The sequence below is a fragment of the Pseudomonas sp. Sample_24 genome (assembly GCF_004307605.1).
In the GTDB taxonomy this organism is placed as follows: Bacteria; Pseudomonadota; Gammaproteobacteria; order Pseudomonadales; family Pseudomonadaceae; genus Aquipseudomonas.
The window spans coordinates 23804-34742 of record NZ_RCNW01000080.1; the positions used below are offsets into that span (position 1 = coordinate 23804).

General features: G+C 60.1%; 10 protein-coding genes and 1 tRNA gene. 9 read left to right on the top strand and 2 right to left on the bottom strand.

The genetic code is table 11. The features are described from left to right. Positions 1-169: 169 nt before the first annotated feature. The 7 genes from D8V06_RS03740 to D8V06_RS03770 all read left to right on the top strand — a co-directional run bounded on the left by D8V06_RS03740 (position 170) and on the right by D8V06_RS03770 (position 7719). Complete coding sequence (locus D8V06_RS03740; RefSeq protein WP_130930462.1) at positions 170-598, top strand: MarR family transcriptional regulator; 429 nt, start codon at positions 170-172, stop codon at positions 596-598. Beyond that, positions 595-2667 carry an FUSC family protein gene (locus tag D8V06_RS03745; protein WP_056852051.1) on the top strand — a complete coding sequence of 691 codons (2073 nt, stop codon included), beginning with the start codon at positions 595-597 and terminating at the stop codon, positions 2665-2667. Before D8V06_RS03740 ends, D8V06_RS03745 begins: the two co-directional genes overlap by 4 nt. Continuing rightward, positions 2664-2873 (top strand): DUF1656 domain-containing protein, encoded by a 210-nt coding sequence (locus D8V06_RS03750; protein WP_056852052.1) that lies wholly within the window; start codon positions 2664-2666, stop codon positions 2871-2873. Before D8V06_RS03745 ends, D8V06_RS03750 begins: the two co-directional genes overlap by 4 nt. Further along, complete coding sequence (locus D8V06_RS03755) at positions 2870-3757, top strand: HlyD family secretion protein (protein WP_056852053.1); 888 nt, start codon at positions 2870-2872, stop codon at positions 3755-3757. Before D8V06_RS03750 ends, D8V06_RS03755 begins: the two co-directional genes overlap by 4 nt. Next, entirely contained in the window at positions 3754-5202 is a 1449-nt protein-coding gene (locus D8V06_RS03760; protein ID WP_130930463.1) for an efflux transporter outer membrane subunit, read from the top strand. Before D8V06_RS03755 ends, D8V06_RS03760 begins: the two co-directional genes overlap by 4 nt. 93 nt (positions 5203-5295) lie before the next feature. Next, positions 5296-5931 carry a hypothetical protein gene (locus tag D8V06_RS03765; protein ID WP_056852055.1) on the top strand — a complete coding sequence of 212 codons (636 nt, stop codon included), beginning with the start codon at positions 5296-5298 and terminating at the stop codon, positions 5929-5931. A 282-nt stretch (positions 5932-6213) separates the two neighbouring features. Further along, the gene (locus tag D8V06_RS03770; RefSeq protein WP_130930464.1) at positions 6214-7719 is read left to right on the top strand and encodes a YdgA family protein; all 1506 of its coding nucleotides are present in this window, start codon (positions 6214-6216) and stop codon (positions 7717-7719) included. 123 nt (positions 7720-7842) lie between these two features. Here D8V06_RS03770 and D8V06_RS03775 read toward each other — a convergent pair whose 3' ends face one another. Further along, positions 7843-9372: an apoptosis inducing factor family protein gene (locus D8V06_RS03775; protein WP_130930465.1), complete on the bottom strand. Its 1530-nt coding sequence runs from the start codon at positions 9370-9372 to the stop codon at positions 7843-7845. Between the two features lie 139 nt (positions 9373-9511). On the opposite strand from D8V06_RS03775, the gene D8V06_RS03780 reads away from it, so the two are divergent. Then, entirely contained in the window at positions 9512-10075 is a 564-nt protein-coding gene (locus tag D8V06_RS03780) for a YbhB/YbcL family Raf kinase inhibitor-like protein (protein WP_056852058.1), read from the top strand. Between the two features lie 97 nt (positions 10076-10172). Continuing rightward, positions 10173-10403: a hypothetical protein gene (locus tag D8V06_RS03785; RefSeq protein WP_241667769.1), complete on the top strand. Its 231-nt coding sequence runs from the start codon at positions 10173-10175 to the stop codon at positions 10401-10403. 82 nt (positions 10404-10485) lie between these two features. Here the strand turns inward: D8V06_RS03785 and D8V06_RS03790 are convergent. Further along, a tRNA-Arg gene (locus D8V06_RS03790) sits at positions 10486-10562 on the bottom strand. Positions 10563-10939: the final 377 nt, after the last annotated feature.

The window sequence follows — 10939 nt, forward strand, 5'->3', positions numbered from 1 at the left end:
AAGTATATACGTTTTCAGTATCGCAGTTGGCACCAAGGGCGCACGCTCTCCGACTGGTGGGGAATTTGTTTCAAAACTTGACGAAAAATCCCCTCGAATGCGATATTGATAGTTAGCAAGCTAACAGTGTGTGTTTCCCCCCGTGCCAAATTCCCTCGACGCTCTCCAGATGAACATCAGCAGCTCCATGGTGGTGGCCGCCCGGCATTGGCGAAAGATCTGCCAGACCACGCTGGTCAACTATGGAATCTCCGAAGCCTGTGCCGTCCCCTTATTGATGATCGGGCGATTGGGCGAGGGTGTGCGGCAGGTGACGGTGGCTCAGGCGGCGGGGATGGAAAGTCCGTCCCTGGTGCGCTTGCTGGATCAGCTGTGCCATGCCGGTTACGTCTGTCGTACCGCCGATACCCAGGACCGGCGCGCAAATTGCCTGAGCCTCACCGAAACGGGGCGAACCCTGGTGCAAGCCGTCGAAGTCGAATTGGTGCGACTGCGTAACGAAGTGCTCGAAGGCATTGCCCCGCGGGACCTTGAAGCCGCTCTGCGTGTATTGAAGGCCTTCGAGGCGGCCGGGCACCCTTCGGAAACTCATCCGTGAGCGGTTTTTTTGCAGGCATGCCTCCAGCGCGCGACTGGTTCTACGGCGTACGCACTTTCGCGGCTTCGATGATCGCGCTGTACATCGCGTTGCTCATGCAGATGCCGCGTCCTTATTGGGCGATGGCCACGGTGTATATCGTTTCCAGCCCGTTTGTCGGCCCTACCAGTTCCAAGGCGCTATACCGCGCAGTCGGCACCTTCCTGGGCGCCGCTGCTGCGGTTCTGTTCGTGCCGATGTTTGTCCAGAGTCCATACGTATTGGTGGTGGTCATCGCGCTATGGACCGGAATTCTGCTGTTCCTGTCCATGCATTTGCGCACCGCCAACAACTACGCCTTGATGCTGGCCGGCTACACCTTGCCGTTGATCGCGCTGCCGGTGGTGAACAATCCATTGGGTGTGTGGGACGTGGCCGAAGCGCGTACCGAAGAAATCTTCCTCGGCATCGCCGTCGCGGCGGTGGTGGGCGCCATGTTCTGGCCCCGGCGTTTGGCCCCGGTGTTCAATGACTCGGTGAGCAAGTGGTTCGCCGACGCATCGACTTACAGCCTGCGTTTTCTTGGGCGCGATGTGCAGCCGGAGGAAGTCAGTGCATTGCGCGCTTCGATGGTGACCACCTTCAACACCCTTGAGTTGATGATCGGCCAGTTGCCCCACGAAGGCGCGCGACCGCAAACCGTGCGCAACACCAAGGAACTGCGTGGGCGGATGATTCACCTGTTGCCGGTGATCGATGACCTCGACGATGCGCTCTACGCGCTGGAGCGGCGCACACCGGAGCTTGTGGAGAAGTTCACGCCGCTACTGGTCGCCGCCACGCAATGGCTCGAGCACAAGGAGGCGGACCTCGACCGCTGGCAGGCGTTGAAAGACCAGCTCCAAGCCCTGCAACCCGACGCCGCCGCGCTGGAAGATCGCAAGCAACTGCTGTTCTCCAACGCCATCTATCGCCTCGGTGAATGGATCGACTTGTGGCAAGACTGCCGCAGCCTGCAACAGGCCATCCAATGCGAAAGCCAGGACAGCTGGCGTGCGGTCTATCGACACTGGCGCCTGGGACGTCTGACGGCATTCCTGGATCGGGGGCTGATGCTCTATTCCGCCGCGTCCACTGTGATGGCGATCATTGTCGCTTCGGTGCTGTGGATTCTGCTTGGCTGGACCGATGGCGGCGCGGCGGTGATTCTGGCGGCAGTGGCGTGCAGCTTCTTTGCTTCGATGGACGACCCGGCGCCGCAGATTTACCGGTTTTTCTTCTGGACGGCGATGTCGGTGTTGTTCGCCAGCCTCTATCTGTTTCTGGTACTGCCCAACCTGCATGATTTTCCGATGCTGGTGCTGGCGTTTGCCGTACCGTTCATTGTCATTGGCACCCTGACAGTCAAGCCGCAGTTCTACCTCGGCATGCTGCTGACGCTGGTCAACACGTCGTCGTTCATCAGCATTCAAGGCGCCTACGACGCGGACTTCCTCAGCTTCGTCAATTCCAACCTCGCCGGGCCTGTGGGGTTGCTGTTCGCATTCGTCTGGACCCTGATCGCCCGCCCATTCGGTGCAGAACTGGCAGCCAAGCGCCTGACCCGTTTTGCCTGGCACGACATTGTCAGCCTCAGCGAACCGGCCACTTTGGCCGATCACCGCAAACTGGGTGTGCAGGTCCTGGATCGGCTGATGCAGCATTTGCCGCGTCTGGCCATGACCGGTCAGGACACCGGCATCGCGCTGCGGGAGGTCCGTGTGGCGTTGAATATGCTCGACCTGCTCGCCTACACGCCACGGGTTCACGGCGTGCCGCAGGCGTTGTTGCATCAAGTGGTGGCCGAAGTCGGCGAGTATTTCAAGGTTTGCCTCAAGGCCGGTGAACGCCTGCCGGCACCGAGTCCGTTGCTGATGACCCTCGACCGTACCCGACGCGCCCTTGCCGGCGCGGGTGACGATGAAACCCGTCGGCATCTGCTGCACGCCTTGAGCGGCTTGCGCCTGGCGTTGTTGCCCGGTGTCGAATTCGTGGGTTCTGCCGAGCCTGAAGAACCGCTTCCCCATGGCATCGATGGAGCGCCTTTATGATCGGTGATCTGGATATCAGCGGGGTGTTCCTGCCCACGCTGCTGGTGTTGATGGGTATTACATATCTGCTCTACCTGTTGGTGCACGGGGTGCTGACGCGCCTGCACTTTTACCGTCTGGTCTGGCACCGGGCATTGTTCAACGTGGCCCTCTACGCCTTGTTGCTTGGCGCCGTGGATTCACTCAGTCGATACCTGATGACATGAAAAAACCGTTTCTAACCCTTGGTCGCGTGGTGCTGACCCTGTTGATCGTGAGCTTCGCCGTGGTCGTGGTCTGGCGCATGGTGATGTATTACATGTTCGCGCCCTGGACCCGGGACGGGCACATCCGTGCCGACATCGTGCAGATCGCGCCGGACGTTTCCGGGCTGATCCAGCAAGTGGAAGTGCGCGACAACCAGTTGGTCAAGCGTGGCCAGGTGTTGTTCAGCATTGACCAGGACCGCTTCAAACTGGCCCTGCGCCAGGCGAAAGCGGCGGTCGCCGACCGCCAGGAGACCTTGGCCCAGGCCCAGCGCGAGGCCAAACGTAACAAGGGCTTGGGCAATCTGGTGCCGGGCGAGCAACTGGAAGAAAGCCAGTCGCGGGTGGCCCGCGCCCAGGTCGCGTTGATGGAAGCGCAGGTGGCGGTCGACAGTGCGCAGCTCAACCTCGACCGCTCGGTGATCCGCAGTCCTGTCGATGGCTACGTCAACGACCGCGCGCCGCGCACCCAGGAGTTCGTCAGCGCCGGGCGCCCGGTGTTGTCGGTGGTCGACAGTAACTCCTTCCACATCGACGGCTATTTCGAAGAAACCAAGCTCAACGGTATCCACATCGGCCAAAGCGTCGATATCCGTGTGATCGGCGACAATGCGCGCTTGCGCGGACACGTGGAAAGTATCGTCGCCGGCATCGAAGACCGCGACCGAACCAGCGGTAATAACCTGTTGCCCAACGTCAACCCGGCGTTCAGCTGGGTGCGGCTGGCCCAGCGTATTCCGGTGCGGATTGCTTTTGATGACGTGCCGGCGGATTTCCGCATGATCGCCGGACGCACGGCGACGGTATCGATCATCGACGATCACAACCGGGGGCCCGCGCAATGAGCAAGGCTTCGGGTTTGGCGGTTGCCGGATTAGGCCTGTTGCTGTCGGCATGTCAGGTGGTCGGCCCGGATTATAAAGTGCCGGACGCAGCCGCCATCCAGCGCAAGGACTTGCAGGGTGAACTGGCGGTGGAGGGCAAACCGGTGGTTTCGCAGCCGGTGCCGGCCGATTGGTGGCGTCTGTATCAAGACCCGCGACTCGACCAATTGGTCCAGCAAGCCATGGCCTCCAACAGCGATTTGCGCGTGGCCGCAGCCAACCTGTCCAGGGCGAGGGCTCAGGTCGATGAGGCTGAGGCCGCGGGCGGGTGGAGTGGCGGGGTGAAAATGGGCGCCCAACGCTTGCAGGAATCCGGGGAAGCGTTCCTGTTGCCGGAAAAAGTGCCGGTGGCCAACATCGGCGATATCGGCATCAGCGCCTCGTACCAGTTTGACCTGTTCGGCACATTGCAACGCGGCATCGAAGCGGCCAAGGCCAATGCCGATGCGACCCAGGCTGCCGCGGATACCGCACGCATTACCTTGGTGGCCGATGTGGTCCGCGCCTACACCCAGGTGTGCGCGGCCAACGAAGAGCGGGAAATTGCCCAGCACTCCCTTGATCTGCAAGCCCAGAGCACCTCGCTGATCCAGCGCTTGCGCGACGCCGGGCGTGGCGACGAAACCCAGGTCACGCGCTCACAAACCCAATTCAAATCCTTGCGCGCCGATATGCCCCGTTATGAGGCGGCGCGTCAGGCAGGGCTGTTCCAGTTGTCGATGCTGCTGGCCAAACCGGTGGATAAACTGCCGTCGGGCACGGCGACCTGTGCAGAATTGCCGAAAATCGCCCAACTGATGCCGGTGGGCGATGGCGCATCATTGCTCAAGCGGCGTCCCGACATACGGCAGGCCGAGCGTCGACTGGCGGCAGCGACCGCCACCATTGGCGTCGCCACGGGGCAGTTGTACCCGGACATCAGCATTGGCGCGACCATCGGCACCGTGGGTATTCTCGACAACCTCGGCGAGCCGTCGACCAATCGCTGGGGCTTCGGGCCGTCGTTATCCTGGACGGTGCCGACCAACGGCGCCCGAGCGCGCATTCGCGAAGCCGAGGCGGCCACCCAGGGCGCGCTCGCGCATTTCGACGGTGTCGTGCTCAACGCGATCCGCGAAGCCCAGACCGGCCTGGCCCAGTATTCGGCATTGCTGCAACGCCGTGATGCCCTGGCGGACGCCGAGCAATCGGCGAAACTGGCGGCCGACCAGACTCACCGGTTCTTCCAGGCCGGCCGCGCCTCCTTTCTGGCCGACTTGCAGGCGACGCGCACCTACATCGACGTCACCGCGCAACTGGCGGCGGCGAATACCCAGGTTGCCGCCAGCCAGATCAATTTGTTCCTGGCGTTGGGCGGTGGCTGGGAAAGCGGACGAACGCAAGCGTCGAACTCCGGCAAACCCTGAGGCCGTTGCTATGCTTTGAAGTGTTGGAAGGGCGCCCCGTGCAAAGCGCCCTTGCCGCATACAAGGCTCGCGCAGGTCATGGGGAAACCAATAATGAAAAACCCTTATGCTCTCGGCTTTTGGTGCGCCGTCGTGGCGTTATTGCTGCTTTCGGCCACCTATTTCTACGGCATCATGCTGGCGCATCAGATCGACAAGGCGCTGGTGTTCCTCGACAGCGCAGTGGCGCTGATCGCCGTGATGTCCGTTGCGGTGGCGGCCTGGGCGTGCGTCCAGACTCAACGGATCAAAAAAAGACAACTCCAGCAAGGCAAGACGTTGCTGCTGATCTGGGACACCAAGGTCGCGTTGCGTCGGGTCGAAACGGTGTTCGATCGTTATTTCTGGGGCAGTTACTGGCAGCCGGGACGTACCTTCCAGGAAGTCATGGGTGAACTGACCGGCACGCCGCTGGAAAAAAGCCTGGAAACCCTGAAGAAGCAATGCCTGGAACTGGACAAACAAGTCGAGGACGACGGCCGGCACTGGCTGAACAACGCCCGGGAACTGGCCGATGTCGCCACCGCCATGGCCCGTGAACGCTATCAGCTGGATTTCTGCGACCCGCGTGCAGAAGTGACGGGCGGGGCGGTGATCAACCGGGATTTTGAAGTGCTGGTGTACACCTGGACCGCGCGACTGAAAACCTTTGATCATCAGCTCGATGAGATTGAAGTGCAGTATTCCTGACTCCGCGTTGGCCGAACCGACGCCATCGCGGGCAAGCCTCGCGCCTACAGGGTTACGCCAAACCTGCAGGAGCGAGGCTTGCCCGCGAAAGCGATCTCATCAACACTAAAACATTCCTGCCTTACAAAAGCGCCCGGACACTCTTTCACCTTTAATCATTGGGCCGCCGCGCATGCCTGATGCTAATCTGCACCTCACTTTCAGCGCAGTCGTGACCGTAACCCGTCATGGGTTCAGGGAAGACGACCACACCTTCAACAACGGACATTGAACGGGTCATACATGAATAAATCAGCAGGCGTGCTTCTGGGGATTATTGTCGCCATTGGTGCAATCAGCGCTGGCGGTGCCTGGTTTACCGGCACCAAAATCGAAGGAGTGTTGAACACGTCCCTGGCGGATGCCAACAAGCAATTGCAGGCCGCACTGGTCGGTTACAAGGGCACCGCATCGCTGGAGTTGGTTTCGCTGGAGCGTCATGTATTCAGCAGCACCGCGCACTATCGCCTCAAGGGCGAGGGTGAAATGTTCGGTGAGGCTCCGGTGGAATTGCTGTTTGTCGATCACATCGAACACGGCCCGTTGCCATTTTCGCGCCTGATGTCGCTGAAGTGGCTGCCCGTCATGGCCACCAGTCATTACGAACTGGAAAAGACGCCACTCACCGAAAAATGGTTCGTCGCCGCCAAGGACGCCTCTCCGCTCAAGGGTGTAGTCAACATCGGCTACGACAACTCCACCAACGGCACGCTGGAACTGCTGCCACTGGAAACGGCGCTGGATGACAAGTCCAGCCTGAAGTTTTCCGGCCTGAAGGTGGACGTCGCGGCCAGCGCCCAGGCGCAGAAGGTCAAGGCCGATGGCTACATGGACAGCCTGAAGCTGACCACCGTCTCCGAGGATCAAGCGCCGGTTCAGGTCGAATTGAACGGTCTGACCCTGGCCAGCAACCTGAGCAAAAGCACCTATGGCTACTACACCGGCGACAACACCGTCGAGCTGAGCAACAGCAAAACCACCTATGGCGCCAAGCAATCGGTGCTCGGGTTGAAGAACTTCGAAATGAAGAACCACACCGAGGAGTCTGGCACCAGCGCTTCCGGGCGAGCCGATTACAAGATCGGTGAAGTGTCGCTGAACGGTAAGGCCGTGGGTTCTGCGCACATGGCCTTGAGTCTGAAGAATCTCGACATCCCGTCCACCATGGCATTGATGCAGATTTATCAGACCAAGTTGCAACCCTACGAGCAGGCCGCTGCCGAGGCCGCCGAAGCCGGGCAACCGGTTCCGGAATTGAATCTGACGGAAGCCGAAGAAGCGCAGCTCAAGACCAATCTGGAGCAATTGCTCGCCGCCGGACCGCAAGTGGCCCTGGAGAACCTCTCGTTCAATACCAGTAACGGCCAGAGTAAAGCCAACCTGGTGCTGGACCTGACCAAGCCGCAATCGATCGATCTACCGGCCGATCAGTTGGTCAGACAGCTGATCGCATTGCTGGACTTCAATCTGCAAGTGTCCAAGCCAATGCTCGTTGACGTACTTACCGTACAGTCGCAGATCGACGGCCAGACCGACGCCAAGCTGATCGCCGATCAGGCCACGGCTACCGCCGACATGTTCAGCAGCATGGCCGTGGGCTCGCAGTTGGCGAAACTGGACGGCAACAACATCGTCACTAAATTGCATTACGCCAACAATCAGGTGGAATTCAATGGCCAGAAAATGACCCTGGAAGAGTTCGTCGGGTTCGTGATGAGCAAGTTCGGTGGGGTTGGCGAAGTCCAGTAAAAACCTTTAGTTACACCGCAACGCCCGGCCTCTGCACACAGCAGGCGCCGGGCGTTTTGCTGTCTGGTGATGGGCACGGCTGAGCGCGCCCGTCGATCATCGCCCGCGACCATCCGACCGAATTCAAGGTGCATCACGGATAAGTCGCCATGCGTTATCCACCGGCAGCGGCTGTTTCATCCGTTCGGCGAGCATTGCCATGTTTCGCTCCTCATCGCAGGCAACGGCGGCGATCACCAGGCCGTTTTTGCCGAACAGCCCGATGAAGGGCGGCTTGAACGGATCACCTTTGAACTCGACTTCATCCCAGCTTTGCGCATGGCCAAGGTAGTCGTAGTTCTTGCCGAAGTGCCACGTCCAGAAATACGGCACATCGAGGTAATGCTCATCGCCGCCGAGCATGTTGGCCGCTGCAATCCGTGCCTGCTGCTGGGCCAGGCGCCAGTGTTCGATGCGGCAGGGCTGGCCGTTGAGCGGGAAGGTGGCGATGTCACCGGCGGCCCAGAGCCCGTCGGTCACGCGCATGCCGCCATCGACGCGCAGCGAATGATCCTTTTCCTGGGGCAGGTCGGCAAACGGCGCCGTGGCCGGGCTGACGCCGATCCCCACCAGCACCAGGTCCGCTGGCAGTCGCTGGCCATTCTCCAGGCGTACGGCTTCGACTTTATGTGTTCCTTCTATCTGCGTCGCTTCGCCCTCGGCTCGGTACACCACGCCATTGGCCTGGTGCAGGGCAAGAATCGCTTTGCCGACGGTCTCGCCGAACTGTTTTGCGAATGGCACCGGTTGACGCGCAAGGACGGTAACCTCGAGCCCGAACTGGCGCAGGGCTGAAGCGGACTCCATGGCGATAAAACTGTCGCCGATGATCACTGCATGCTGACCGGGTCTGGCACTTTCCAGAATCTGTTGTGCATGGGCTCTTGAGCGCAAAACGAATACTTGTGGCAGGTCGGCGCCGGGCAGCTCCAATTGTTTCGGTGCGCCGCCGGTTGCCAGCAGGGCGGCGTCATACTGCAGCGACTGGCCGTCGCTCAGTTGCAACGTGTGGTTGGCGCAATCGAGGCTCGTTACTTCGGCATTGATGCGCTCGATGCGTTGCTCGCGATAGAAGTCGTCATCACGCAACGCAGGGATTTCTTCCGGAGGCGTTTCGCCGGCAATCACGAATTTGCTCAGCACCGTACGGTCGTATCCGGCGCCGGCTTCGCGGTCGATCAACAGCACTCGGCCGCCGAAACCCAATTCCCTCAAGGCCGATGCCGCCGCCGTACCTGCGGCGCCGGCACCGACAATCACGAAAGTACGCGCGTCATCGGCGGGCGGGGTATGGGCATCCTGTAGCGGTTGATCGTCTACCCAGACCTCACCATCACGCACTTCGAGCGGATAACGCTTGAGGCTGTCCAGTGCGGGTGGCTCACACAACCCGCCATCTTCGATGCGAAACTGTGCCTTGTGCCACGGGCAAGTCAGGCGCCCATTGCACAGTGTACCCTCGGCGAGTGGCGCTCCGGCGTGGGGGCACTCACCCTGATAAGCACGCAATTGATCGCCCACCTTCAGTAACAGGATCTTGCGCTGCTCGATCTGCACTTCCAGACCTTGGTTTTCAGGGACGTCGGTAAAACGGGCAACGCGATGCAGGGTCATGATCGCTCTCCAGACAGGCGTTTCTCTAAAGAGTCTGGTGCCTGTTGCGAGGTTCATCCAATTGGCACTGCCACCGCGTGAACGGTCCGGCTATAGTTTGCACGCCGACGACGGCCCAACACGCACAAGGTGCTCCGGAATGCCCCGATTGACCTCTCTGAAACCTTGGCTCGCGGCCGTAGCCGTGGTTTTTTGCGTGCAACTTCCGGCACACGCCGCCCAGGAGCGTTTCACCCTGAACATCCCGGGTGTATCGGACGACCGCTTGTTCACATCGGCCGCCGCCAGCGATGCGCCGGGCTGTGGCGGGCATAACGTTTCACCGGCATTGGCCTGGAACGCCGGCCCGGCCGGCACCCTCAGCTACGCCATTGTCATGCACGACCCGGATGGCCAAAAAGGGCAGGGCGTCGATCACTGGCTGCATTACGGCATCAAGGCCAGCACGCATCAGATTGCGTCCGGCGTCGGCGCCAAATCCGCGCTTGAAGGCGTGGGCGGCACCAACAGCAAAGGCACCACCGGTTACATCGGCCCATGCCCGCCGGTGGGCGACAGCGCGCACCATTACATCATCCAGCTCTACGCCCTGGACCTGGCCCCGGATGCACTGCCCGCCGGCCTGACCCGCACGCAGTTCCTGGAAAAAATCAAAGGCCATGTGCTGAAAAACAGCAGCGTGGTGCGGCGTTACCATCGCTGAAGATTTTTGCGCCCCGACTCAGGAATTGCAGGAAAACCGATCGGTTAACACGCTCGACAATTTGGCATAAAGGCCCGAAAGCGCGCACTATCGGGCCATAGTCGATGCGTTGGAGGATGCCGTGACAAAAAAAATCGACCGCATCGCCCAAATGCTCAACTGCCCAGAAAAGGGCGAGGAACTGCGGCGAGCAGTGACCGAAAGTCGTAAGGATTTTCTGCTCAATCAGCCGGAAGAAGCCGTTGCTGAAGAAGACGATCTCGAAGAGGAATGCTTCGAGGACGACGAGGATGATGAGTACGACGAGTTTGACTGGACGACAGAGTGAGAAAAAACCGCTTCGGCGGTTTTTTTGTGGCAACAAAAAAGCCCCAGTCCCAAAGGGCCTGAGGCTTTCTGTTTACAGCGTATGGTGCACCAGGCGGGATTCGAACCCACGACCCCTGCCTTCGGAGGGCAGTACTCTATCCAGCTGAGCTACTGGTGCGATGCGGGCGCCATGATACTCATATGCACTGCGGGCGTCCATGCTGCTGAATCGCCTGCGTTTTTCCAAAGCGTAAGCTGCGTTTGCTACGTTGATCAGAAAAATTGAGTAAAAAAGACCTTTTCGTTCTTTTTTTCGAACGCCCTATTGTCCTTTACCCCCTTTGATCCTAGGATTCGTTTGAGATTTCAAACGCTCTTGTCTGGGTGCTGAACCGCACGCGTTCATTCCGTGCGCTATTTTGTGCTTCAGCCCGGTGAATGATTTCCCTGACGGCAGCCTACCGAGGCGCCTTTCTACAATCATAATTTGCTCCGCGCCTGCCGCGGTGCTGTTAAGGAAAGCCGACATGCAGCTTAAAGACACCCAGTTGTTCC